The organism is Ottowia thiooxydans, from assembly GCF_040548795.1.
GTDB lineage: Bacteria > Pseudomonadota > Gammaproteobacteria > Burkholderiales > Burkholderiaceae_C > Ottowia > Ottowia thiooxydans_A.
The window spans coordinates 330,260-354,886 of record NZ_JBEPSH010000008.1; the positions used below are offsets into that span (position 1 = coordinate 330,260).

At 60.2% G+C, this 24,627-nt stretch carries 23 protein-coding genes; 18 read left to right on the forward strand and 5 right to left on the reverse strand.

The annotated features are described in order from the left end of the window. Positions 1 to 9: 9 nt before the first annotated feature. Entirely contained in the window at positions 10 to 888 is an 879-nt protein-coding gene (locus ABIE13_RS20855) for an MOSC domain-containing protein (protein WP_354446981.1), read from the reverse strand. 315 nt (positions 889 to 1,203) lie between these two features. On the opposite strand from ABIE13_RS20855, the gene ABIE13_RS20860 reads away from it, so the two are divergent. From ABIE13_RS20860 to ABIE13_RS20875, 4 genes are all read left to right on the forward strand, one after another. Next, positions 1,204 to 2,370, forward strand: a complete 1,167-nt coding sequence (locus ABIE13_RS20860) for an FAD-dependent monooxygenase (RefSeq protein WP_354446983.1) — start codon at positions 1,204 to 1,206, stop codon at positions 2,368 to 2,370. 11 nt (positions 2,371 to 2,381) lie between these two features. Then, positions 2,382 to 3,092, forward strand: a complete 711-nt coding sequence (locus tag ABIE13_RS20865) for a DsbC family protein (RefSeq protein WP_354446985.1) — start codon at positions 2,382 to 2,384, stop codon at positions 3,090 to 3,092. An 87-nt stretch (positions 3,093 to 3,179) separates the two neighbouring features. Beyond that, positions 3,180 to 4,982, forward strand: coding sequence for a M61 family metallopeptidase (locus ABIE13_RS20870; RefSeq protein ID WP_354446987.1), 1,803 nt, complete (start codon positions 3,180 to 3,182; stop codon positions 4,980 to 4,982). Positions 4,983 to 5,032: 50 nt separating this feature from the next. Then, a complete protein-coding gene (locus ABIE13_RS20875) occupies positions 5,033 to 6,160 on the forward strand; it encodes a DUF3108 domain-containing protein (RefSeq protein WP_354446989.1) in 1,128 nt (375 codons plus the stop codon). Positions 6,161 to 6,566: 406 nt separating this feature from the next. On the opposite strand, the gene ABIE13_RS20880 is transcribed toward ABIE13_RS20875, so the two are convergent. Together ABIE13_RS20880 and ABIE13_RS20885 are read right to left on the reverse strand one after the other, a co-directional pair. Beyond that, positions 6,567 to 7,481 (reverse strand): porin, encoded by a 915-nt coding sequence (locus tag ABIE13_RS20880; protein ID WP_354446991.1) that lies wholly within the window; start codon positions 7,479 to 7,481, stop codon positions 6,567 to 6,569. A gap of 321 nt (positions 7,482 to 7,802) precedes the next feature. Next, on the reverse strand, positions 7,803 to 8,738 hold the full coding sequence (locus ABIE13_RS20885; protein ID WP_354446993.1) for a porin: 936 nt from the start codon (positions 8,736 to 8,738) through the stop codon (positions 7,803 to 7,805). 218 nt (positions 8,739 to 8,956) lie between these two features. Between ABIE13_RS20885 and coq7 the strand changes: the two genes are divergently transcribed. After that, positions 8,957 to 9,592 carry a 2-polyprenyl-3-methyl-6-methoxy-1,4-benzoquinone monooxygenase gene (gene coq7, locus ABIE13_RS20890; RefSeq protein WP_354446995.1) on the forward strand — a complete coding sequence of 212 codons (636 nt, stop codon included), beginning with the start codon at positions 8,957 to 8,959 and terminating at the stop codon, positions 9,590 to 9,592. A 66-nt stretch (positions 9,593 to 9,658) separates the two neighbouring features. Here the strand turns inward: coq7 and ABIE13_RS20895 are convergent, their stop codons facing one another. Then, positions 9,659 to 10,111 (reverse strand): OsmC family protein, encoded by a 453-nt coding sequence (locus tag ABIE13_RS20895; protein ID WP_354446997.1) that lies wholly within the window; start codon positions 10,109 to 10,111, stop codon positions 9,659 to 9,661. Positions 10,112 to 10,451: 340 nt separating this feature from the next. Here ABIE13_RS20895 and ilvA point away from each other — a divergent pair, with 340 nt between their 5' ends. Then, positions 10,452 to 12,029 carry a threonine ammonia-lyase, biosynthetic gene (ilvA, locus tag ABIE13_RS20900; RefSeq protein WP_354446999.1) on the forward strand — a complete coding sequence of 526 codons (1,578 nt, stop codon included), beginning with the start codon at positions 10,452 to 10,454 and terminating at the stop codon, positions 12,027 to 12,029. Positions 12,030 to 12,059: 30 nt separating this feature from the next. Here ilvA and ABIE13_RS20905 read toward each other — a convergent pair whose 3' ends face one another. Next, a complete protein-coding gene (locus tag ABIE13_RS20905; RefSeq protein WP_354447001.1) occupies positions 12,060 to 12,611 on the reverse strand; it encodes a type II secretion system protein N in 552 nt (183 codons plus the stop codon). 84 nt (positions 12,612 to 12,695) lie between these two features. Here ABIE13_RS20905 and gspG point away from each other — a divergent pair, with 84 nt between their 5' ends. The 12 genes from gspG (at position 12,696) to egtB (ending at position 24,621) form a co-directional block, all read left to right on the forward strand. Further along, positions 12,696 to 13,133: a type II secretion system major pseudopilin GspG gene (gene gspG, locus ABIE13_RS20910; RefSeq protein ID WP_354447003.1), complete on the forward strand. Its 438-nt coding sequence runs from the start codon at positions 12,696 to 12,698 to the stop codon at positions 13,131 to 13,133. A gap of 53 nt (positions 13,134 to 13,186) precedes the next feature. Further along, on the forward strand, positions 13,187 to 13,648 hold the full coding sequence (locus ABIE13_RS20915) for a pilus assembly FimT family protein (protein WP_354447005.1): 462 nt from the start codon (positions 13,187 to 13,189) through the stop codon (positions 13,646 to 13,648). Continuing rightward, positions 13,645 to 14,004 (forward strand): type II secretion system minor pseudopilin GspI, encoded by a 360-nt coding sequence (gene gspI / locus ABIE13_RS20920; protein ID WP_354447007.1) that lies wholly within the window; start codon positions 13,645 to 13,647, stop codon positions 14,002 to 14,004. Before ABIE13_RS20915 ends, gspI begins: the two co-directional genes overlap by 4 nt. Before the next feature lie 14 nt (positions 14,005 to 14,018). Then, positions 14,019 to 14,717: a PulJ/GspJ family protein gene (locus ABIE13_RS20925; protein WP_354447009.1), complete on the forward strand. Its 699-nt coding sequence runs from the start codon at positions 14,019 to 14,021 to the stop codon at positions 14,715 to 14,717. Continuing rightward, on the forward strand, positions 14,714 to 15,703 hold the full coding sequence (gspK, locus tag ABIE13_RS20930) for a type II secretion system minor pseudopilin GspK (protein WP_354447011.1): 990 nt from the start codon (positions 14,714 to 14,716) through the stop codon (positions 15,701 to 15,703). The genes ABIE13_RS20925 and gspK overlap by 4 nt, the downstream gene beginning before the upstream one ends. Positions 15,704 to 15,848: 145 nt before the next feature. Further along, positions 15,849 to 17,069, forward strand: coding sequence for a type II secretion system protein GspL (gene gspL / locus ABIE13_RS20935; RefSeq protein WP_354447013.1), 1,221 nt, complete (start codon positions 15,849 to 15,851; stop codon positions 17,067 to 17,069). Continuing rightward, positions 17,066 to 17,596 carry a type II secretion system protein GspM gene (gene gspM, locus ABIE13_RS20940; protein ID WP_354447014.1) on the forward strand — a complete coding sequence of 177 codons (531 nt, stop codon included), beginning with the start codon at positions 17,066 to 17,068 and terminating at the stop codon, positions 17,594 to 17,596. Before gspL ends, gspM begins: the two co-directional genes overlap by 4 nt. Further along, positions 17,593 to 18,417, forward strand: coding sequence for a type II secretion system protein N (gene gspN / locus ABIE13_RS20945; protein ID WP_354447016.1), 825 nt, complete (start codon positions 17,593 to 17,595; stop codon positions 18,415 to 18,417). The genes gspM and gspN overlap by 4 nt, the downstream gene beginning before the upstream one ends. Positions 18,418 to 18,518: 101 nt before the next feature. After that, on the forward strand, positions 18,519 to 20,873 hold the full coding sequence (gspD, locus tag ABIE13_RS20950) for a type II secretion system secretin GspD (RefSeq protein ID WP_354447018.1): 2,355 nt from the start codon (positions 18,519 to 18,521) through the stop codon (positions 20,871 to 20,873). Positions 20,874 to 20,891: 18 nt separating this feature from the next. Further along, positions 20,892 to 22,292 carry a GspE/PulE family protein gene (locus tag ABIE13_RS20955; RefSeq protein ID WP_354447020.1) on the forward strand — a complete coding sequence of 467 codons (1,401 nt, stop codon included), beginning with the start codon at positions 20,892 to 20,894 and terminating at the stop codon, positions 22,290 to 22,292. A 203-nt stretch (positions 22,293 to 22,495) separates the two neighbouring features. Continuing rightward, positions 22,496 to 23,404 (forward strand): L-histidine N(alpha)-methyltransferase, encoded by a 909-nt coding sequence (gene egtD, locus ABIE13_RS20960; RefSeq protein ID WP_354447162.1) that lies wholly within the window; start codon positions 22,496 to 22,498, stop codon positions 23,402 to 23,404. After that, a complete protein-coding gene (egtB, locus tag ABIE13_RS20965; RefSeq protein WP_354447022.1) occupies positions 23,401 to 24,621 on the forward strand; it encodes an ergothioneine biosynthesis protein EgtB in 1,221 nt (406 codons plus the stop codon). Before egtD ends, egtB begins: the two co-directional genes overlap by 4 nt. Positions 24,622 to 24,627 lie beyond the last annotated feature (6 nt).

Here is a 24,627-nt window from a genome sequence, read left to right on the forward strand (position 1 = left end):
GCCCCACCTTCAATCGAAGCGGAAGTCCGCGTTCACGACGTCGCCCACCCTGAGCGTATGGCCGACGCCCTCGGTCACGATGCCATTCATGCCAAAGGTAATGGCGCCATCCAGCCGCGGATCAGCCCGGTAAGCCTGCAAGGCATCCATCACATGCGTGCCAGGCACACCGGTGGCAGGATCTACGTTGGGTATGGGGCAACGGGGGCAAGGCTTGACCGGGCGCACACGAACCAGTCCGTCCTTGGCCGCAATGCCGAACTCTTGCAGCCTGTCCTCGTCATGTTCTTCAATACCTGCCAGCACGATATTGGGGCGAAAACGCTCCATGCCGACGGCCTCGTGGCCCGCCGCTTGCAGGCGAGTGTTCAACCCCGTCAGTGATGCCTCACTGACCACCAAGACAGGAAAGCCGTCCGCAAATTCAATGGGTGCGTCCAGCTCGCCAGTCCATTGCTTGGAAGCCAGGCGCTGCACCTCGGGGTCAAAGCGAACGAAGCGCAGCCCCGGCTTTTCCAGGAAGTCGCTGAACCATTGGCCTGCTACATCCCCCATGTCCCATGCCGGTACTTCGTCTTTCCATATTCGAACCGTGGTGGGCGACTCCACCTGATCAATACCCACGTGCAGGGCCAGCATTCCGGGGGCGCGCAGCACGACCTCAAAAGTCTTGATCTGAGGGCGAATCAATACCATGCGCGGACAATCACGCTGCGTCACAAACGTGCCGGAGCTGTCTACCACCATCCAGGCGCGATCGAGATCAAAACCGGTTTCCGTGAGCACAGCTTCACGTACCTCCACGCCACCACATGACTTCACGGGGTACACGAAAAGACGTGCAATGGTGGCTTGCACATCGCTTGAAGAGGTATCGGGTAGAGGCATTTTTCAGTATCCAAATAAGCGCGAAAAAGAGCCGATAGCTTGGCCTGGATGCGCATTGTCTCTCAAGGGTTCAAGCAGTGGAGACACTCCTTGTACTCCACTCGTCACATGCAAAGGCACTTCCAATTTGGCCTGGACTTGCCCGGATGACATTGAAATAGCCATAGGAAGCGATCGTGCGTGCCGTTTTCCCGCGCTTTGGCGTGCTGACTTGGAACGAGAACGCGCACCGTTGCCCGGATCACCCCGCTACCCGCTCCAATAGATGACTGCCATGCCATAGCAGACGCCTTGAGCCCGCCTACAATGGTCCTCATGGCGCTTACCCCTGATATCTGCATCCGCGGCGCCGGCATTGTCGGCCGCGTGCTAGCCCTGCTTCTGGCGCGCGAGAGGCTGCGCGTCGGCCTTGTAGCACCAGCGCGAGATCCAGCAAGCGGCCATGGCGACGTGCGCGCCTACGCGCTCAGCCCCGCGGCCAAGGCCTTGCTCGAATCACTGCGTTGCTGGCCCGAGGAACGCTTTGCCACGCCTGTACGCGAAATGCAGGTGCATGGCGATCAGCAGGGTCACCTGCGGTTTGCAGCTGAGGCGCAGGGTGTTGATGCCTTGAACTGGATCGTCGACGTCCCCGCGCTTGAAACCAAACTGGCTGAGGCCGTTCGCTACCAGGGGGCCATTGAAGAGCTCACATCTCCAGTCTCCGCGCCACTGACCGTGGTCTGCGAAGGCCGGGCAAGTCAGACACGGGCAGCATTAGGCGTGGAATTCAGCTCGACCGCTTATCCGCAGCATGCCATCGCCACCCGAATTGACTGTGAGTACGCACATGGGCAAGTAGCCAGGCAATGGTTCACGCCCATGGGTGAGATCCTCGCTTTTTTGCCGCTGGGCGGTCCTCAGGGCAAACAGGTGGCCGTGGTCTGGTCGGTACGCACTGAGCGTGTGGCCGAGCTGATGAATTGCGAACCGGGCTTTTTTGCAGCGCAGCTGGCGGACGCCAGTCATGGCGCCCTGGGCGCAGTGGCCATGGCGTCCGAGAGAGCGTCCTGGCCCCTGATGCTCGCGCATGCCCAAAAGTGGGTAGGAACCATGCCCGGACGACCGGGTGAAAGTTTTGCTCTCACAGGGGACGCTGCGCATGCCATACACCCGCTGGCAGGACAAGGCCTGAACGTGGGCCTGGGCGACGCAGCGGAGTTGGCGCAAGTGCTTGCCCGAAGACAGGCCTGGCGCAGTCCTGCAGATATGCGAGTATTGCGTCAGTACGAGCGCGCTCGCCAGGCGGAGTGGCTTCGTATGAGTGTGGCAACCGATGCCATGCAACAATTGTTCAGTCGACCGGAGGGCACATTGGCCTCGCTGCGCAACTGGGGCATGACCATGTTTGATCACAGTGGACCTTTAAAGTCCGCCATCGCACGCCTGGCCATGGGAACTGCAAGCGCGCAGATGCCTCGAACATCCTTTAAATCTGATTAGCCGGTATCTATATGTTGACCTCACAATTAAAACAAGCCCTCTTGCTGGCCATGGCTTTGACCCTGCCGGGACTGGCCCACGCACAGGAAGCCACCATCAAGAAAAACCTGGGCGAGCGCATTCCCGCTTTGACCCAGATTGATGAAGTCAACAAGACGCCCATGCCAGGGCTGTATGAGGTTCGCATCGGCACCGATATCCTCTACACCGATGCCGAGGGCAACTATCTGATTCAAGGCTCGCTGCTGGATACACGCAATCGCAAGAACCTCACGGACGAGCGCGTGGAAAAGCTAACCGCCATCGACTTCAAGGATTTGCCCTTGAAGAACGCATTTACCATCGTCCGGGGCAACGGCAAGCGCAAGGTCGCGGTATTTGAAGACCCTAACTGCGGCTATTGCAAGCGCTTTGAGAAAGACATGCAAAACGTCAACAACGTGACGGTCCATCTCTTCCTGACGCCTATCCTGGGTGCAGATTCGGAAGAGAAATCACGCAATATCTGGTGCGCCAAAGACAAAGCCAAGGCGTGGACCGACTGGATGCTGGACAACAGCCAACCTAAAGCCGCCAGTTGCAATACCGATGCGCTGACAGCGAATGTGGAGTTCGCCAAGAAGTACCGCATCACAGGCACACCCACCCTGGTGTTCGCGGATGGAACCCGGGTGCCTGGCGCCATCAACGCTCAACAAATCGAAAAACTTCTGACTCGCTGATGAGTCGCGCCCAAGTGCCCTTGGGCTGTCAGAACGTGTCGACGATCCATTCGGGGTCTTCAACGCGTTCCTAAGGTTGCCAGCTATATGTCTTCACGCAAACCCTCTCAGCGCAAGACCGCGGCGGTGCAGTATGTCATAGAGCCTGCCAGCCTGGCAGGTCATGAGTTCACTGTGGAACTCACCGTGGCCCAGCCAGCCGCATTGCAGCGCCTGTCGCTCCCGGTCTGGATTCCCGGCAGCTATCTGGTCCGCGAATTTGCACGCCATCTTCATGGCGTCCAGGCTCGCCAGGGGCGCAGCGCCATCGATATAAAACAGGTGGACAAATGCACGTGGGACATTGTTTGCGACCCCGATCGGCCCTTGGTCGTGCGCTATAGCGCCTACGCGTTTGACAACTCGGTTCGCACAGCATGGCTTGACAGCCAGCGAGGCTTCTTCAATCCCACCAGCTTATGCCTGCGGGTGCACGGCCAAGAAGACGCTCCTCATGTTCTGAAGGTTGCCAAGCCTGAAGAAGCGCCGAACTGGCAGCTTGCCACCGCGTTGAACCCCGGGCGCACCAGCCCAGATGGTTTTGGCACTTACTCAGCGGCCAACTACGGCGAACTGGCTGATAGCCCCGTCGAAATGGGCACCTTCTGGAGCGGAGAGTTCACGGCAGGCGGCGTTCAGCACCGATTTGTGGTTGCAGGCGCGTCAGCATCGTTTGACGGTGCTCGCCTGCTGAGCGACACGCAGAAAATCTGTGAAACAGCCATTCGCTTCTGGCATGGCGCCAATAAGCCAGCGCACCATAAATACGTGTTCATGCTCAACGCCGTCGACGATGGCTATGGCGGGCTTGAACACCGCTTCAGCACAGCGCTGATCTGCACGCGCCGAGACTTGCCCCGGCAAGGGGAAGCGCGCGCCAGCGAAGGCTACACCACCTTGCTGGGCCTTATCAGCCACGAATATTTCCACACCTGGAACGTCAAGCGCCTGCGACCGTCCGAGTTCGCGCAGTACGATTACACCCAGGAAAATTACACAGAACTGCTTTGGTTTTTTGAAGGCTTCACCAGCTATTACGATGATCTGCTTCTTCGCCGGTCAAGCCTCATAGACGATGCCGGCTACTTCAGGCTTCTGACCAAGACCATCAATCAGGTTCAACAAGCGCCGGGCCGTCACGTTCAGTCTGTCGCACAAGCCAGTTTTGACGCCTGGGTGAAATACTACCGCCCAGATGAAAACACGCCCAACAGCACCATCAGTTACTACACCAAAGGTGCGCTGGTAGCTCTTTGCTTTGATCTCTCCTTGCGTCAGGAGGGCCGAACCACACTGGATGAAGTCATGCGTACGCTTTGGCAGCGTTGCCAGGGTGGGCCCATGTCTGAAGCCGATTTCGTGGCAGTGCTGGGCGAACTTGGGGGCCGCAGCTTTGATGGCGAAATGAAAAGCTGGGTGCACGGCACCACTGAACTGCCCCTCAAGCAATTGCTCCAGGCACAAGGCGTCAGGGTGCTCGACGAGCCATCCCAACTCGCCCAGACTTTGGGCTTGCGCGTGAGTGAAGCCGCCGGGAGCGTCGTGGTGAAAGTAGTATTGGCTGGCAGCGCTGCGGCCACCGCAGGCCTGTCCGCGGGAGACGAATGGATTGGCGTGGAATTGCCTGCCACACGTGGTGTGCCAGCCTCAGGCTGGCGCTTGTCCAAGCTGGAGGACTTGCCTCTCTATGCGGGCACCGCGCGGCAGGTGATCGCTCTGGTGGCGCGCGATCGAAAACTGCTGCGCCTGCCACTGGCCATTCCCAGTGGAAGTACGACCTGGCGCCTGCTGCCTCCCGATGGCTCGAGCAGCGATTCGGTGGCGGGTGCACGCCCGTGGCCTGGGCGCTGAGCAACGGATTAAAACAAGGCCCGCGCCGTGAGAGAGCGCGTGGATTTACCATGGCCACGTTCGTGGCGCTGGCGCTGCATGTGGTGGCTCTTGCGTGGCTCACCAACCTGCTTCAGCCACCCAGCGTGCTCAAGGAAGTGTCCGAGCCCTTCTACACCCGTACGATTACCCCACAGCCCCCCGAACCGCCTCCCACCACAACCGTCTCAGCACCGCCTCCTCCAAAGCCATCAGTCCGAGTGGCCTCTGCCAAGCCTGGCAAGGTCCCCACGGCAAAACCGCCTCAAACTCCCGCCAGCGCACCTTTGCAAGAGACTGCACCGGATACGCTCGCTGCCGAGCCTGCAGAGGACAAACCTACAGACCTCGCCGCCCAAGAACCGGCAGCCACCCCCGGTGAGACAGCGTCTGCACCTGCCCTTGCCCAAGCGCCGAGCAATTCAGCGTCGGACCCTGCATCCCAAGTGGCAGGTACCGAGGGCTCACCAGCGCCTGCGCCTGTGCCGTCGGCGAGTGCTAGTGACACTCCTCCCGCATTTTTAGCCACCTGGCCTGCAAATACGCGTCTGCGCTACAGTTTGGGGGGCAATTTTCGGGGCGAGCTTCATGGAAATGCTCAGGTTCGGTGGCAAAGAGAAGGTACGCGCTACCAAGCGGTGGTGCAGCTGGATCTGGGCATCCTGATGTCCTCGCGATTTACCAGCCAGGGGGAAATTACCGAAAGAGGTTTGCGACCGGAACTGTATGAAGAGCAGGTCCGCTCCAAACGGAGGGGCGTTCGCATAGGAGAAGATATTCGTCTGGACAACGGCGAACGTGTCCCCCGCCCTGAAGAAATACAGGATGCTGCCAGTCAGTTCCTGGAATTGGGGCATCGTTTTTCCACTGGTCAGGTGCAGTTGAAACCGGGCAGTCAGATCAACTTCTGGCTTGCACGGCCTGGTGGTGTGGACGAATGGACCTACGATGTGGTGGGCGAAGACACCGTGCAGCTACCCGGTCTCGGCCCTACCCCTGCTTTCCACCTCAAACCCAGGCCCCTGGCCAAGCCCCGCAGCTCCGTGTCGGCTGAAATTTGGTTCGCTCCGAGCTTGCAATACCTGCCCGTGCGCATTCGTTTGACATCTGGCCCAGACACCTATGTAGACCTGATGGTGGAAACCGTAGAACAAAACTAAGCCACCAACGGGTAGAAGCGTATTCGGCCAAGTCCGGTATTCCCTGGGAGCGCCAAGCTCCAGCTTGGCAATTTCTGGACCTCCGCAAACGCCCCGTCGCCCGCTGCTTTTAGTCGGGGATGCATCTGACACAAGGCGTGAAGAGCTCTTTCTCAATGCCCATCTCAAAATCCAGGACGGCGCAAGTCAGACCGAATGCTCGCCCGCAAGAGACTGGATATCTGCTGTGCAGCAACTGGGAGCATGAACTCACTGATGACAGAAAGTTCTTGGCGCATCTCAAGCCATAAAGGCACGCCCATAACATAAAGGCACGCCCATAAAAAAACCGCCCGAAGGCGGTTTTTAAAAGAGTTGAGCTGCGTGACGCCAACCGTTCTATTGAACGGTTGACTACAGCGTCAAATCAGAAGTTGTGGCGAACGCCCAAACCGTAGTTGTTGGTGCCGTCAAGACGCAGACCAGCCAGGTACACGAATGTACGCTTGGACAGTGCGTATTTGCCTTCCAGCAGGAAGTTGGTGTACTTCTTGCCAGCGTCGTTGCGACGGTCACGGGTCACGTCAGCAGTAACGCTGAATGCGCCGAACAGGGCTGTACCACCGATTTCGAAGCCTTCGCGACGAACGCCGTCTTTACGAGCGTTGTACGAAGCGGCCAGAATGAACGAACCGAAGTTGTACTTACCGCCGAAAGCGTAGTTTGTTTTGCCTTGCTGAACTTTGTTAGCAGCGATAGCAGCGGAGATAGGGCCGTTTGCGTACAGAACGTTAGCATCCCACTTAGCGTTGCCACCGTTGTCACCTTTGGTGATGTAGGCCAGCTCAGCAGAGAAACCACCCATGGAAGGTGTTTTGTAGCTGAATTGGCTGCTGTTACGAGCACCAGAACCAGCCCAGCCGAAAGTGTTGCTCAGGACGTTGTAGTTAGCAGCGCCTGTCAGTTCCCAGCCACCGGACACACCGTAGAAAGATGGGTTCAGCGAACGACCCATTTTGAAGGTACCCCAGTTGCCACCCAACCACAGGTGAGCAGAACGGCCCCAGAAACCGCCACCAGCAGTGGAAGTTGCGCCGTCTTCGAGGGACAGACCAGTTTCAAAGTTGAAACCAGCTTTCAGGCCACCGCCGAGGTCTTCAACGCCACGCACGCCCAGACGGGAAGTGCCGTTGGTCATTGTGGAGCCGCTACCCATTTGGGTTTGCTGACCTTGAATTTTGTTGATGGCGGCATCAGCCACGCCATACAGTGTCACGGAAGATTGAGCCATCGCGGCACCGGAGGCAGCCAGCACTGCCAAGGCAATCAGAGATTTTTTCATTGCAAGTTCTCCAAGGTTAAACATAGGGCGCCGGTGCGAAGGGTCCGTCTGCGATTCCCGCCGGTTCCCCGGGCCAACCTCCCCTTTTGGGAAGTTGTTGCTATTGCACCAGACCTGCCCCCAACTTGCAAAGGCTTCGGCACTGAATCGCGCTTGACCACGCCGTTTCGTTGCATCAGGACAACAGGAGCGCCCAACCCGTGGGCAATCTACAACGAATGTAACAACCAAGGAGAGTTCTTGCGGCGGAACAACTGACGCTGTTCCGCCCGCATCTGCCGGCTGGCTGAACTCAGCTGGGCCAGCTCATCGGATTTCCGATCAGAAGTTGTGACGAACGCCAATGCCGTAGTTGGTCGAACCGTCCAGGCGCAAACCTGCCAGGTAGACGAAAGTGCGCTTGGACAGGGCGTATTTTCCTTCGAGAAGAACGTTTGTGTATTTTTTGCCAGAAATGTTCTTGGTGTCGCGGGCGACATCGGCAGTGACGCTGAAAGCGCCGAACTTCGCAGTACCGCCCACGGTGAAGCCACGGCGGGTGTCACGCGTGTGGTTGTAAGAAGCTGCAACCACGAAAGAGCCGAAGTCGTACTTGCCACCCAAGGTGTAACCAGTTTTCTGATCTTTTTCCTTGTTAGCCGTCAACGCCGCAGCAATAGGGCCATTGGCATAGATCACGTTGAAGTCCCATTTCGCACGGTCGGCGTTGTCAGCCTTGGTGACGTAACCGACTTCAGCGCTGAAACCACCCAGGCCGCCTGGCGTCTTGTAGCTGAACTGGCTGTTGTTGCGCGAACCAGCACCACCGTAGTTGAAGGTGTTGGTCACGACGGAGTAGTTGGCGATGCTGGTGAGTTCCCAGGCTGCCACACCGCCGTAGCTAGGCGTGAAGGCGCGACCCATTTTGAAAGTACCCCAGTTGCCACCCAACCACAGGTTGGCCTGGCGTGACCAGAAAGCGCTGGATGCAGCGCCGGTGTCGAGGTCCAGGCCAGATTCAAAATTGAAGCCGACTTTCAAGCCGCCACCCAGATCTTCAACGCCACGCACACCGATGCGGCTTTCGCCGTTGTTCATGCGGCTGCCGCTGATGAATTCTGTTTTGTTGGAAGCGTCGTTGGCAGGAGAGGAGCCAGTCGAGCCAGATTTGATTCTGCCGAGGCCGGCATCAGCCACGCCATAGAGAGTGACGGAAGATTGGGCCATCGCGGCGCCTGACATGGCCAATACAGTCAAGGCAAGCAGAGTTTTTTTCATTGCAGATCTCCAAGGTTGAATATGCGAACAGGCGCCGAGGCATCATTTGTGTCGCCACCGCCGCCGGGCCAACCTCCACGCAAACGGGAAGCTGTGAGCTATTGCACCAAGGCGCGGTTAAGCGAATAAGACAAAACTGTCTTTATTCAATTGAAGTCAATTTCTGTGGCGACGCAGCAACATCACAGTCAATCGGTTTTAACCCTTACCATATCTGTATGAACTTCTCTGACCGATTGCTCTGCGCTGTAGATAGCGGCATGCGCACTTTGTTTGCGGTTCCGCGGGCCGCGCGTGCCACCCCCACCCCCGAGCCAGGGAGCCAGGGAGGAACGCTCTCGCCTGCCGAGCGGCGTCTTTCAGGAGCACTGATGCGGGTCAATCATGTGGGAGAGGTCTGCGCACAAGCACTCTATACATCGCAGGCGATGACGACAAAAAACGACAATCTGCGTCGCCATCTTGAAGCTGCCGCACGAGAAGAAACCGACCACCTCGCGTGGACCAGCGAACGGCTGGAAGAGTTGGGCGACCGCCCCTCATGGCTCAATCCGCTCTGGTATGCAGGCGCATTCACCATTGGCCTGGTGGCAGGCCGGGTAGGGGGCGACGCTTTAAGCCTGGGCTTTGTAGTGGAAACTGAGCGCCAGGTGGCGGAGCATCTGGGAAGCCATTTGAACCGGCTCCCGGAACACGACGCCGCGTCCCGTGCGATCGTTGCTCAAATGCAACAAGACGAGGCTGCGCACGCAGACGCCGCGCTACATGCTGGTGGAGTTGAACTGCCTTTGCCGGTGCGCGAGATCATGCGCATGGCGGCACGCGTCATGACAGGCACGGCCCACTACGTTTGAATGGACCGATAACGTCTGTAGAGCGGGCCTGCGCAGCGGATATGAAGCGCCGCTGCGCCCTGGCGTTCAGGCCGGCTCGACCATTTCGAATGAAGTCGTGATTTCTGCAGTCTTGCCCAGCATGATGGTGGCTGAACAGTACTTGTCATGGCTGAGCGCAATGGCGCGTTCAACGACCTGCGGCGGCACGCCTTTGCCGATCACGGTGAAATGCATGTGAATGCGTGTGAACACCTTGGGATCCGTTTCGGCCCGCTCGCTCGTGAGCTTGACCGAGCAGCCGCGCACGTCATGGCGACCCCGCTTCAGGATGAGCACCACGTCATAGGCCGTGCAACCACCAGCGCCTGCCAGCACCGTCTCCATGGGCCGAGGCGCCAGGTTCTGCCCTCCGTTTTCCGGTTTGGCTGAGTCCGGGGCGCCGTCCATGGTGATGATGTGCCCAGAGCCGGTCTCGGCCACAAAGCCCATGCCTGATCGCGTTCCAGCGGCGCCTGTCCAACTTACGGTGCATTCCATATAGGGCTCTTTTTCTTCAGAATTTTCTTGAAATTGAGTTCCAAGCGTAGCGGATTTGGCACATCCTCCTTTGCTAGCCTAAAAAAATGCGCATTTTTGAAAGGTGAATTGTTGCGTTGCAACAAATCACATGCAGACCGCTGTAGTTTTCGCTACACTATGCTTCATGCAAGCGGGGTTTCCCTGCAACGGTTGTCTCCTCCACCCCTTCAAAGGTGGATTCAAACCCCGGTGCCGCAAGGCCTCGGGGTTTTTTTTGTCCAACGCTTTTTCACGCTCCTGCCATCCATCGGCAGCGAAGCGCCAGGGAGCCTATGATTGCGCCCTCCCAAGGACTGCCATGACTTCACCCTCCACGCAAGCCGGGCCTGATTCCGGCCTGACCAACACAGACTATCTCAAGCAGGTTCTCACAGCACGCGTCTACGACGTGGCCATCGAGTCCAACCTCGACCCGGCGCGGGCGCTCAGCCGTCGCTTGGGCAACCAGGTGTTTTTGAAGCGAGAAGACCAGCAACCGGTTTTTTCCTTCAAGCTGCGAGGCGCCTACAACAAGATGGCGCACCTCACACCCGAACAGCTTCGCAACGGCGTGATCTGCGCGTCTGCCGGCAACCATGCCCAGGGCGTTTCTCTGTCGGCCCAAAAGTTGGGGACACGGGCAGTCATCGTCATGCCGGTGACCACGCCGCAACTCAAGGTTGACGCGGTCAAGGCGCTAGGCGGCGAAGTGGTACTGGAAGGCGAAAGCTACTCCGACGCCTACGACCATTCAGTCAAGCTTCAGCGCGAGCAGGGCCTGACCTTCATTCACCCTTTCGATGATCCCCTTGTGATCGCCGGACAAGGCACCATTGCGATGGAAATCCTGCGCCAGCACCAAGGCGCGCTCAACGCAATCTTTGTCGCTATTGGCGGTGGCGGCCTCATCAGCGGCGTAGCGAGCTACATCAAGGCAGTCCGGCCGGACATCAAGGTGATCGGCGTGCAAATGATCGACTCCGATGCCATGGCGCAATCGGTGACGGCAGGCAAACGGGTGACCCTGACCGACGTGGGCCTGTTCGCGGACGGCACCGCAGTCAAGCTGGCTGGCGAGGAAACCTTCCGCGTGACGCGGGCCCTGGTAGATGAGTTCATCCGCGTCGACACCGACGCCGTGTGTGCAGCCATCAAAGACGTATTCATAGACACCCGAAGCATTGTGGAGCCTTCCGGTGCCATGGCCGTGGCGGCCATCAAGCAGTATGTTTCCACGCACGGGACACAGGGGGAAACCTACGCGGCCATCCTCTCCGGCGCGAATATGAACTTCGATCGCCTGCGCTTCGTCGCTGAACGCGCTGAAGTCGGTGAAGAGCGCGAGGCATTGTTTGCAGTCACAGTCCCGGAAGAGAGAGGCAGCTTCAGGCGCTTTTGCGAATACATAGACAAACTGCCGGGTGGGCCACGCAACGTGACCGAATTCAACTACCGAATCAGTGAAGCCGCCGCCGCAGGACGCGCCCACGTGTTCGTAGGCCTGACCACCCACAGCAGGGGCGAGTCGCCGCAGATTGCCAGTGCGCTGGAGCAGCAGGGCTTTCCCACACTAGACCTTACCCAGGATGAGCTGGCCAAGGAACACGTGCGCTACATGATTGGCGGGCACTCGCCTTTGGCACACAACGAACGCCTCTTGCGTTTCGTGTTTCCTGAACGGCCAGGCGCGCTGATGAAGTTCCTGAGCCTGATGCGCCCCAACTGGAATATCTCGCTTTTCCACTACAGAAACCAAGGCGCCGACTATGGCCACATTCTGGTCGGAATGCAGGTGCCTGAAACAGACGATCAGGCGTTCAGGCTGTTCCTGGATGAGTTGGGCTACCCGTGGGTAGAAGAGACGAACAACCCGGTCTACAAGCTGTTCCTGAAGTAACGGGGAGGAGGTTCGACCCTGGTCGAGCCTTCAGCCAGCCGCAGCTGGGGCTGCAGGCCTCGCAGGCAACGGGAGAGAGGGAAGCGAAGGCAACACTCCCGGCAGCGATCCGGACGCAGCTCCCGCGGGTGCCGCACCTGCAGGAGCGGAACGATCCGAGAGAGCAGGCATTTGCAGGCTTGCCTCTCGTTCGCCACTTGAAAGCACCGCCGCACGAGGGGATACAGACTTGAGCGTCCAGCCGCTTTCCACCTCTGCACCCACGACAAATGGTTTGGCCGGTTTACCACTCACTGCAATCAATGCGGCCCCCCTGCCATTGTGGGTAACCACGCCACGCAAAGCCAGGCGGCTGACCACCTCGGGTGCTGCGGCCGAAGCCGCCCCTGCCGGTGCGGTGGCACCCAGCGCCCGCGCCACGACCTGTGAGTCCACGGAAATGGCCTGCGCTGAGGCCGCAGAGGGCGGAACAGCCTTATTCTGGGCGCCAGCGGCGTACATTCCCCAATAGAGCGCGGTGCCCGCAGCCACCGCCCAAACGGCGAATGTGACTACGCCCACCATCAGGCGGGGGGAAGCCATCCTGGATTTCATGGTTTTCCAGAAACAAAAGCTGTCATCATCTCGCGATTATCATTGATGCGACTTGAGTTTTCGGAACGTTTTATGACAACCCCCCGTCTATCCCGCTGGCGCCGCGCTGCCGGCTTTACCCTGATTGAGCTGATGGTCGTGCTGGTCATCATCGGCGTGCTGGCTGCATTGATCGTGCCAAACGTGCTGGACCGCACGGATGACGCTCGCGCGACCGCTGCGCGCACCGACGTTCACAACATCATGCAAGCGCTCAAACTCTACAAGTTGGATAACCAACGCTTCCCAACGGGCGAACAAGGCCTGCAAGCGCTGGTCGCCCGCCCTGCCTCGCCGCCGGCGCCGGGAAACTGGAGGCCTTACCTCGAAAAGCTCCCCAATGATCCGTGGGGACGCCCCTACCAGTACCTCAATCCCGGCGTCAAAGGCGAAGTCGATGTCATGAGTTTTGGCGCCGACGGCCAAAGCGGCGGAGAAGGCAAGAACGCGGACATTGGCAGTTGGCAGTGACGTCCAAGGCCTGAATAACGTGTACTTGCCCCAGGATGTCGGTGCTGTGCGCCATGGCAAGCGGTAGCCGCACCTCATGCGGTCGTCAGGCTCTGCGCGGCTTCACGCTTATTGAGCTCATGGTCGTGGTGGCAGTGATTGCCATTGGCACTGCCGTGGCCAGCCTGGCCTTGCGCGACAGCACAGCGGACGCGCTCGCGCGCGATGGAGAGCGGCTGGCTGCTCTGCTGGAGTCCGCGCGTGCGCGATCGCGGGCCGCAGGTGTTCAGGTCCTCTGGAAACCGACCGCAGAGGGTTTTGTATTTGAAGGGCAACCACCCGGGACAGACCCCTTGCCCACCCGATGGCTGGACAGCCAGACCCGCACGATGGGCAACGCACCTCTGATTCTCGGACCAGACCCGCTGATTGGGCCCCAGTCCGTGCAGATTCATCGCGAGGGCACACCTCAGCCGGTGGTGAGCATTTCCACGGACGGGCTTCGCCCATTCAGGGCAGCCAGCTTATCGCCATGAAGATCTCATCGCGCGGTTTTACTCTGGTTGAAGTGTTGGTGGCGCTGGCGATCACCGCCATAGCGCTGGTAGCAGGTTTGAAGGCGACCGCCGCACTCACCAGCAATGCGGAACGACAGGGCCACGCCTTGCTGGCTCAGATATGCGCTGAAAACCAGCTGACCGGACTTCGTCTTGCACGCCAGTTGCCTGGTGTGGGCGACAGTACGATCGATTGCGTTCAGGCCAACTTGGGGTTGCAGGTCACACTCAGCGTACGTCCCACACCCAACCCCAACTTCCGCCGCGTGGACGCGGCCGTGAGCGAGGCCGGTGTACAAGTGCTGCGCGTTTCCACCATCATCGGACGCAATTGATGGCGAACGCGACGATGGACGCACGCTCCGCACGAAGAATGCGCGGCTTCACACTCATAGAGGTCCTGGTGGCACTGTCCATCATGGCTTTGATGGCCCTGCTCACCTGGCAAGGCATAGACGGCATGACGCGTGCGCAGGAGGCCACGCGCCGCTACACCGACGACGTGCTCGCACTCCAGGCGGGCCTCGGCCAATGGCGAGCAGATCTGGATGCCATGATGGTCTGGCCAGCTCCAGAGCCCACGCCCCCAGGATCCATCGTCAATCGCAGCATCTCCTGGAATGGAAGTACGCTGCGCATCACTCGCTTGGCCGCGGGCGATACAGGCGGGGGGCTTCGTGTCGTGGCATGGACGCGCCGTGCGGGCAGCGGCCAATGGTTGCGCTGGCAGTCTCCGCCGCTGCAAACGATACAGACCTGGCAAGCCGCCTGGGAGGGCGCAGCCCGTTGGGGAGAAACCGCGTCCTTGCAGGGATCTGCGTCAGGAGGCGCCGCGGAGACCGTCATCGCCGGCGCGCTCGACTGGCAATTGCACTACTTTCGGAACAATGCCTGGACCAATCCGCTTTCCAGCGCCTCCGAAGGCACTCAAACCGAAACTGCCGCGCCCGATGGCATACGCCTGATGATCACGCTGTCGCCTGGCCAGGCCCTGGCGGGACCCCTGGTCGTGGACTGGGTCAGGCCCACGTTCGGAGGTGAATCATGAAGCGTTCGCGCGGAGCCGCCCTGCTGGCGGCCATGATCACCGTTGCGCTGGTGGCCACCTTGGCAGCAGGAGCCATGTGGCGCCAATGGCGTGGGGTCGAAGTCGAAGCCTCCGAGAGGGCCCGCGTGCAGTCCAGCTGGATTCTCAATGGCGCATTGGATTGGGGTCGCCTGGTTCTCATGGGCGATGCGCGCAATTCGACCATAGACCATCTAGGTGAACCCTGGGCGGTGCCTCTGGAAGAAGCTCGCCTGTCCACCTTTTTGGCAGGCGGCGAAGCGAGCACAGAAACAGAGCGCGAGGCCTTCCTTTCAGGGCACATCGTCGACCTTCAATCGCGGCTGAACGTCATGAATCTCGTGCTGACGAGCGAAACGAGTGACGGCAAGCAGGCGATCGACCGCTTTCGGCGGCTGTTCGAGCTGCTGAATCTGCCTTACGATGAGCTGGAGTCACTGCAGCGCAATCTGCTGAGCGCACGCGCCGCCATGCGCGAGTCCCAAGTTCAAACCGATACCGATGCACCTCTGATGCCGATTCGTTTCGAGCAACTGACCTGGCTGGGTTTGACCCCGGCAACGCTCAAAGCGCTAAGTCCCTACGCCACATTGTTGCCACTGATCGACAACGCTCCCACAACCGTCAACCTCAACACCGCCAGCGCCCAGGTCATCTACGCCGCCGTGCCCGGGCTGGATCTGGCCGGTGCGGAAAGGCTTGTCAGCGCCAGGACCAGCGCCTACTTCCGCAGCGCGTCCAGTGCCTTGCAAACCGTTCAGCAAAGCGGTGCAGAACCGCTCCCCACCAACTGGACTGGTGTGACGACCAGCTTTTTCGAAGTGCGAGGCCGGCTGCGGCTGGACGACATCGCCCTGGAAGAAACTTCGCTTGTAAGGCGCATCTACACCCCAAGCAGGAAGGTGGCGCTGACTTTGTGGCGTCAGCGAACCGCACTCAATATGGCAACGCCCATGGCCGGGCCGTGACAAAAGGCCGGGTTTAGCCCGTCTCTCAGGCGTACTTCATTCAGCCCCTGCCCTCAGAACACGCTTCTGGGCCTGCGTTTTTTTTATCTCAAATGGAACGCCAGGCGCCCTCCTTCACACTAAGCCCATAGAATTACCCGCGCTCATGAGCCTGCTTCTCATTTCACTGCCCGCCGGCCCGCCTGGCAACTATGACTTCGCCACTTCGCGCGACGGCCAAGGCCTGCACGCGCATGGAAGCGCCTTACCTGGCCTGCTGCCTCCTGCGGGCCGAGGCGTCGAGGTCGTGGCCATGGTGCCCCCGGCCTTGCTTTCATGGCACAAAGTCCAGTTGCCCAAGGGTATAGGCCCAGGGTCCCCGCGCTTGCGAGCCACTTTGGCCGGCCTGCTTGAAGAACACTTGCTCGATGACGCGGACCAATTGCACTTCGCGCTGGAGCCGGGCGCGGGTAGCGCAGGCTCTGTCTGGGTTGCAGTGTGCAATCGCCCATGGCTCAGCGCGCACATGCACGCGTTGGATGCCGCCGGCCGTACAGTCAACCGCATCGTCCCAGAATTGAGCCCGCGCACGGGCCCGTTGCGCCTCATTGTCGCGGGCGTGCCTGAGAGGGCCCAACTGCTGATCAGCGGCGATGCAGTACCCGGCGGGGTGCAAGCTTTGCCTCTGGGGCCGGGATCGCTGTCCTTGCTACCCCAGCCGACTGATGATGCGTCGCAGGAGGCCGAACTGCTCACTGAGCCCGCCGTCGCAGCTTTGGCAGAGCAGACCCTGGGTCGGCAGCTCACCATCCAGCAAGCACCGGAGCGCATGCTGGAGGCTACGCGCTCTTCCTGGGACCTTGCTCAGTTTGATTTCTCGCAAGGAGGCCGCGCCCGTGCGGCCAAACGCGCAGGCGCCGTGTGGCGTGACCTTATGTACGCGCCGGCGTGGCGCCCGGCACGCTGGGGCGTGGCCTTATTGTTGCTAGCGCAAATCGTGGGCCTCAACTGGCTGGCTTGGCAAACGCGTGCAGACCTGGCAGCGCGGCGCTCTCAAATAGAAGCCGCTCTCACGCAAACTTTCCCTCAGGTCAAGGTCGTGGTCGATGCGCCTGTTCAGATGGCGCGCGAAGTCGCTGCGTTGCGGCAGGCCTCGGGTGCATTTTCGGCAAGTGATCTTGAACCAGCCTTGAGCGCCTTCGCTCTAGTGGCACCCGCGGGCTCTGCTCCGTCCGCCATCGAATTTTCTGCGGGAGAACTGCGCGCACGCGGTGTGCAGATGGCGGCCAGCGCGCTCTCCGAGGCCAATCAGAGACTGCGACCTCTAGGCTATCAAATGCAAACAGAAGCCAACGCCGTGGTGCTGAAACCTGAGGGCGCACCATGAAAAGCTCCGCGAACGCCTCTTCTGCCCCTTCTTCGGGCAGCCGCATGACTGCCGCTTGGGCAGCGCTGGATGCCCGCGAACGCCGCCTGGTTGGCGGGGCTGTGGTGGTTGTGGTGGTGGCACTTCTTTGGTGGCTGGCATTGGCTCCCGCATTGAGCACCTTGCGTGCAGCTGGCCCTCAGCGGCAGGCGCTTGAAATGCAGGCACAGCAGATGCAACGCCTGCAGGCGGAAGCCGAAACACTCAAGGCGATGCCCAAACTGGGCCAAAGCGATGCCTTGCGAGCGCTTGAAACCGCGGTCCGGCAACGTCTGGGCAATGGCGGGCAGCTCAACGTTGTCGGAGACCGCGCCAACATCACGCTGAAAGATGTTTCTGCCGCCGCACTGGCCGAATACCTCGCCGATGCCCGCGCCAACGCACGCGCAGCGCCGGTTGAAGCACGCCTGTCACGCGTGCCTGGCGCCGCACCGGGCACGCCCGCACGCTGGAACGGCACACTGTCCCTGAGCCTTCCTCAACCATGAAAGCAACACCTTTCAAGGCCATGAACCGCACCGCTCCTGGCATCAAGCAGGAGCGGGCGCCCTGGAAATGGGCGCTGGCCGGGGCGCTGGTTGCGCTGGTGGTGGTTTTGCTTCTGGCGGCGCCCGCACGCTGGCTGGCTTCAGCGGTCGCACGGGGCTCGGGTGGCATCGTGCAATTATTGGATTCACAAGGCAGCGTGTGGTCGGGCTCGGCCCGGCTGGTGTTGACAGGAGGCGCTGGCAGCCTGGGAAGCACGGCGCTGCCGGGCAGAGTCCACTGGAAACTGAGACCAGCCGGGCTTGGGGTGCGTGCGCACCTCACGGCCGAATGCTGCATTCCGGGCGCACCGCTTGAGCTGCACATGACCCCGCGATGGAATGGCGCCCGCCTGAACGTGGCCAACGGGCAGTCCGCCTGGCCTGCTGCGGTGCTGACGGGTCTGGGAACGCCATGGAACACCATTCAACCTCAAGGGCAACTGTCACTGTCCACGCGTGAGCTTTCAGTAGAATGGCTGGATGGCCGAATGGTCATGGGAGGCAGCGCGGAATTCACTGCCCGCCATATGTCTTCGCGCTTATCCACTCTGCAACCTCTGGGCTCCTATCGCATGACGCTCACTGGCGGGGACTCCCCTTCGCTTGATCTTTCCACGCTCGAAGGCTCCCTCCGCTTGGCGGGCAAGGGCCAGTGGGTCGGTTCACGCCTGCGTTTTTCCGGTGAGGCCAGCGCAGCCCCGGGCATGGAGGCCCAGCTGGCCAATCTGCTCAACATCATCGGCCGCCGCCAAGGTGAGCGTGCCATCATTTCGCTCGGCTAAGCCAAGACTACGACCGCATGAGATCTTTATCTTCCAGGATGTGTCAGCCTGCAACGTCCGGCCATCTCGCCCTGCAAATTCAGGCCAGGAGTCGCGTTGCCATGGCGGTCCTCGCCCTCTGCGCAAGCGCCCTGATTCCCAGCTTTGCTTTCGCGCAGGAAGGCACCAGAGCCGCACGCGCGGGTGAGGTCACGCTGGATTTTGCAGGCGCAGAGATTGATGCTGTGGCGCGCACCATGGCTACCATCAGTGGGCGCAACGTGGTGGTAGACCCGCGCGTCAAGGGCACGATGACGTTGACGTCCACCGCACCGGTGAATGCGGCGCAAGCGCTTCGCCTGTTTCAAACCCAGTTGAGAACGCAAGGGTTCGCGCTGGTGGAGAGCAATGGCATCTACCTGGTGATTCCCGAATCTGAGGCCAAGCTGCAAGGCGGTAGCGTCTCGGCAGGCGACCGGCCTGCGGGCGGCGGGCAGATTCAAACGCAGATATTCCGACTGACGCATGAGAACGCCAACAACCTGGTGCCGGTCCTGCGCCCTCTCATCAGCCCCAACAACACGATCAACGTCAACGCTGGCACCAATTCGTTGATCATCACCGACTACGGTGACAACCTGCAGCGTCTGGCGCGCATCATTTCCAGCCTGGACGTGGCGCAGGCCACGGGCGTCGAAATTGTGCGCCTGAAGAACGCCCTGGCATCCGATCTGGCGCCCCTTGTTTCCAAACTGCTGGAAACGGGCGGCAGCACCGGCGGCGCGGCGGTCCCCCCTGCGACTGCGGGCCTTCCAGGGCAGGCCGCTCCAGCCAACAGTGCAGCGGCTTCCGCTGAAGGCGGTTACCGCACCACGCTGATTCCTGAGCCCCGCAGCAATGCCGTGATCATCCGCGCCGGAAATGCAGCCCGACTGGCACAGGCCAAAGCGCTCATCGAGCAGCTGGATCAACCTGCCGCTTCCCGCACGGACGGTTCTGCCGGCAACATTCACGTGGTGTATCTGAAGAACAGCGACGCCACCAAACTCGCGGTTACGCTGCGTGCCGCATTGGCAGCTCTGCCCGGCCAGTCCAATACACCGGGCAGCAATTCAAGCGGTGGCGGTGCCCCATCTGGTGGCTTGAGCAATATCTCCCAGGCACAGGCGATCAACACCAATCACAACAATTCTTCGTCCAGCGGCGGCATGAGCGGCATGAACAGCGGCCCGAGCATCAACGCCGCCGGCAACAATCAGCCGTCTACTGGCGGGCAGATTCAGGCCGATCCATCCACCAACTCCCTGATCATCAGCGCTCCGGAGCCGGTCTACCGCGAACTACGGGCTGTCATTGACAAGCTGGATCAACGACGGGCACAGGTTTTCGTGGAAAGCCTGATTGCCGAGGTGCGAGCCGACAAGGCGGCCGAGCTCGGTGTGCAATGGCAAGCCTTGCTTGGTGGTGCAGGTATCGTAGGTACCAATTTCTCCACTGCCAGCGCTGGCGGTGGGGCAGCCGCGACCAATATTGTCGACCTGGGCGTGGCAGCACTCGCCTATAGAAATAGAACACCAGGCTCAACAGCCACTCCTCCGACGGTCCGTCCAGGCAAAGGGTTCAATCTGTTGGCCGGCTCCAGTAACCTGGCCGTGCTGGCCAACTTCCTCCAATCCACAGGCACTGGCAACGTTTTATCGACGCCCACACTGCTGACGCTGGACAACGAAGAAGCCAAGATCATCGTCGGTCAGAACGTTCCATTTGTCACCGGCAGCTTCACCAATACGGGTAGCGCCAGCAGCAACACATCGGTCAACCCGTTTCAGACCTACGAACGCAAAGACGTGGGTCTGACCCTGCGCGTGCGCCCCCAGATCAGTGAAGACGGCACCATCAAGATGGTGATCTATCAGGAAGTATCTGATGTAGTGGCGGGCACCGGCGGCAGTGCCAATGGACCGACCACCAACAAGCGCGCCATTGAATCCAGCGTGCTGGTCAACGATGGCTCCGTAGTCGTGCTGGGTGGCCTGCTGGAAGACAAGTTCGCCCGCAACGAAGACAAGGTGCCCGTACTGGGCGATATACCTCTGGTGGGCAACCTCTTCAAGTCACAAAGCCGCTATGCCGTGAAAACCAACCTGATGGTTTTCCTTCGCCCCGTGATCGTACGGGACGCCGCCGCGACCGAGAGCTACTCGCTCGACCGCTACGACTACATGCGACGCGCGCAGCAGGGCAACCAGCCTCCAGCCAGCGTGGTGGAGCACGCCAACCAGGCCCCCGTGATGCCCTTTGTCATCCCTGACAACCCTGAAGCCTGGAGGCGCCCTGCCCCACCGCCCCCGTTGATCGAGGGACCCGCCAGCGGAGAGAACCACTATTTGAGCCGCCCATCCGCTCCTGTGAATAACTTTCCGGCCAGCGGCGAGGGTCACTATTTAGGTGGCGCGAGCGAGCGCCCCTTCAACTAATCAAAAGGCTCAAGGCGCATGCGCTACCTGCTGCCCTATGCTTTTGCCCGTTCGGCCAGCTTGCTGCTGGAAGACGACGGACAAAGCCTTACCTTGTGGCACAACGGCCGTCCCGACCCTGCCGCGCTGAGTGAAGTCATGCGCCGTTTCGGCACGGCCGAGGTGCCACTGGCACTTCAAGCGTCCGATCCGCAGACCTTTGCGCAGCGCATCAGCACCGCTTATTCCGATAACGAGTCAAGCGCGGCGGCCGTGGTGAGTGAAGTCGAGTCTGATGCAGACCTCTCACGCATCATGCAGGAGTTGCCGGCAGTGGAAGATCTGCTGGAGTCTGCAGACGATGCGCCCATCATCCGCATGCTCAATGCGTTGCTGACGCAAGCCGCGCGTGATGGCGCCAGCGACATCCATATCGAGGCTTACGAGCGCCATAGTGCCGTACGTTTTCGGGTAGACGGTGCCTTGCGTGAGGTGGTCCGGCCCAACCGCGCACTGCATGCGGCGCTCATCTCCCGGCTGAAGATCATGGCGGATCTGGACATTGCTGAAAAGCGGCTGCCTCAGGATGGGCGAATCAGCCTGCGGCTGGGCACCCGCGCCATCGACGTGCGCGTGTCCACCATCCCCAACGCCCATGGTGAGCGGGCGGTTTTGCGTTTGCTGGACAAATCGGAGAGCAAACTCAGCCTGGAAGCCGTCGGCATGCTGGGCGATGTGCTGCATAAGTTCGAACGCCTGATTGCGCAGCCGCACGGCATCATTTTGGTCACAGGCCCCACGGGTAGCGGCAAAACGACGACCTTGTACGCATCGCTCGCGCGTCTGGACGCCACGCGCAACAACATCATGACGGTGGAAGACCCCATCGAATACGATCTTCCAGGGGTCGGTCAGACGCAGGTCAACTCCAAGATTGAGCTCAACTTTTCCCGCGCCTTGAGAGCCATTCTGCGCCAGGACCCGGACATCGTCATGATTGGCGAGATTCGGGACATTGAAACTGCGCAAATCGCGATTCAGGCCTCGCTGACTGGCCACCTCGTCCTGGCCACGCTGCACACCAACGATGCGGCCAGTGCCGTCACGCGCCTGACCGATATGGGAGTTGAGCCTTTCCTGCTCAGTTCCTCATTGCTCGGCGTTCTGGCGCAACGGCTGGTGCGAAAGTATTGCATCACATGCCACGGGGCAGGTTGCGATGCATGCGGACAAACTGGCTACGCAGGCCGCACCGGCGTATTCGAGTTGCTGGTGGTTGAAGACCAGATTCGCGCCCAGATCCATAACCGCGCAGCCGAGTCAGAGATCCGCGCTACCGCGCTGTCGCACGGTATGCAGCTGATGCGTGATGACGGCGACCGCCTGGTTTCACGAGGCATCACGAGCCAGGAAGAAGTGATGCGGGTAACGCGCGATTAAGGCGCATTCATACGCCCGGTCCGACCTCAAGCATCGCAAGCGAGTGCGCTCGCCAGAGTGTGAAATCTCCCGCCGTGATGCGAGGATAAAGAGCAAAGACATACTCAATCGGGCACGCCGTTGCGAGGCATTGGCCTACAAATGAGCGCCGCCAAGCGGCGGAGAATGCAGTGATTCTCTTGAGAGCCGCGCAGGCCTTGCTCATGCAACACGAAGACATCATCCAGGGGTTGATGCAGCCAGTGGCTCAAATCTCCCCCAAGTATTTCTACGACCAGTTGGGCTCAAAACTATTCGAGGCCATTACCAATCAGCCAGAGTACTATCCCACGCGGACAGAACGCATTCTGCTGGAGCAGCGTGCTGAGGACATCAAGCGAGCCATAGGCACCACACATACGGTGATCGAGCCGGGCGCAGGCAATGGCGAGAAAGCTCAGATCCTTTGCGACATATTGAAGCCCCAATGTTTTGTGGGTGTAGATATTTCAGCGGAAATCCTTCAAGAAGGCGTGGCGCGGCTGCGGCACGCGGATCCGAATCTGGATGCGCGTGCAGTCATTGCAGACCTCACCAGCCGGGTGCAGCTGCCTGACGAGATTCCAAGAGAGCGCAGGCTGGTGTTCTACCCAGGCTCATCCATCGGCAACTTTGACCCCCCGCAGGCTCTGGAGTGGCTGCGTCAAGCACGCGCCTGGATTGACAGTAGCGGGGGCCTGCTGATCGGAATTGACCTACCCAAGGAAGTGGATGTGCTGGAAGCTGCCTACGATGATGCAGACGGCATCACGGCAAGATTCAACCGAAATATCCTCTCGCACGTCAACCGCCTGATTGGCAGTGATTTCGATCCTTCCGAATGGTCTCACCAAGCCTTCTTCAACCCCGTCGCGTCACGCATAGAAATGCATTTGCAGGCAGACACATCGCAAAGCGTTCATTGGGCAGGCGGCGGGCGCGATTTTGTATGCGGTGAACGCATTCATACTGAGAACAGCTATAAATATCCCCTGCAGGTATTTGCCGGCATGCTGCGTCAAGCCGGATTTGCGCGAGTGCAATCGTGGACTGATGAGCGGGGCTGGTATGCGCTGCTGTACGCACAGCCATGAACGACCTCTCACGCCTGCCCAACAGCGACTTGCTCGAACAATTCAATGCCGTGCGCGCTCACACCCGTGCGTTGGTAGCACCGCTCTCCGCTGAGGACTGCGCAGCGCAGTCCATGCCGGACGCCAGTCCCGCCAAGTGGCATCTGGGCCACACGACCTGGTTTTTCGAGACCTTCGTTCTCGCAGCGCATGAGCCGGGCTTTGCTCCCTTTCGGCCAGAGTTTCGCGTGCTGTTCAACTCCTACTACCACGCAATAGGTGAAAGGCATCCGCGTCCTCAGCGCGGCCTACTGACCCGCCCCTCACTGGAAGAGGTCATGCAATACCGTGCCGATGTCGACCACCGCATGCAGGCCCTGATGGCGCACGCGGATGAAGCAACACCCTGGATGCCACTGGTGACCCTTGGTCTGCAGCATGAGCAGCAGCATCAGGAATTGCTGCTCACCGACATCAAGCACCTGCTTTCCTGCAATCCCATGTGGCCAGCCTATACGGATCAAGTTACCCCTGCCCAAGCCGCCACGGCACCAGTGCCAGCGTGGCAGGCTTTCAAGGGCGGGCTGATTGAGATAGGCCATCAAGGCACAGGTTTCGCATTTGACAATGAAAGCCCTTGCCACAAGGTCTATCTGGCGCCTTTTGAGCTCTCGTCCCGGCTGGTCAGCAATGCGGAATACGCCAGGTTCATCGAAGAGGGAGGCTACGAAGATTCTTCGCTCTGGCTTGCGGAAGGATGGGATTGGCGAGCGAGCCAGGATTTGAGCCACCCCATCTATTGGCAGCCTCGTCCTGACGGTGGCTGGGATGAGTTCACCCTGAGTGGTCGGCAAGCACTTGATTTGGCTAAACCTGCCCTTCACCTGTCCTATTACGAGTCTGACGCCTATGCCAGGTGGGCTGGCGCGAGGCTTCCCACCGAAGCGGAATGGGAGCACGCGATGTCCTCAGGTGTTCCCTCCACGAAATGGGAGTCTGACCAGTGGATTGGACATGCTTGGCAATGGACACAATCGTCCTACGCACCCTACCCGGGCTTTCGCATCGCCGAGGGCGCAGTGGGTGAGTACAACGGAAAATTCATGGTCAACCAATACGTGCTTCGTGGAAGTTCCGTCGCCACGCCAGCCGGACATGCGCGCCTTTCCTATCGAAATTTTTTCCCCGCGACCGCTCGGTGGCAGTTCAGCGGCATTCGCTTAGCACGACATACCTGAGCGGCC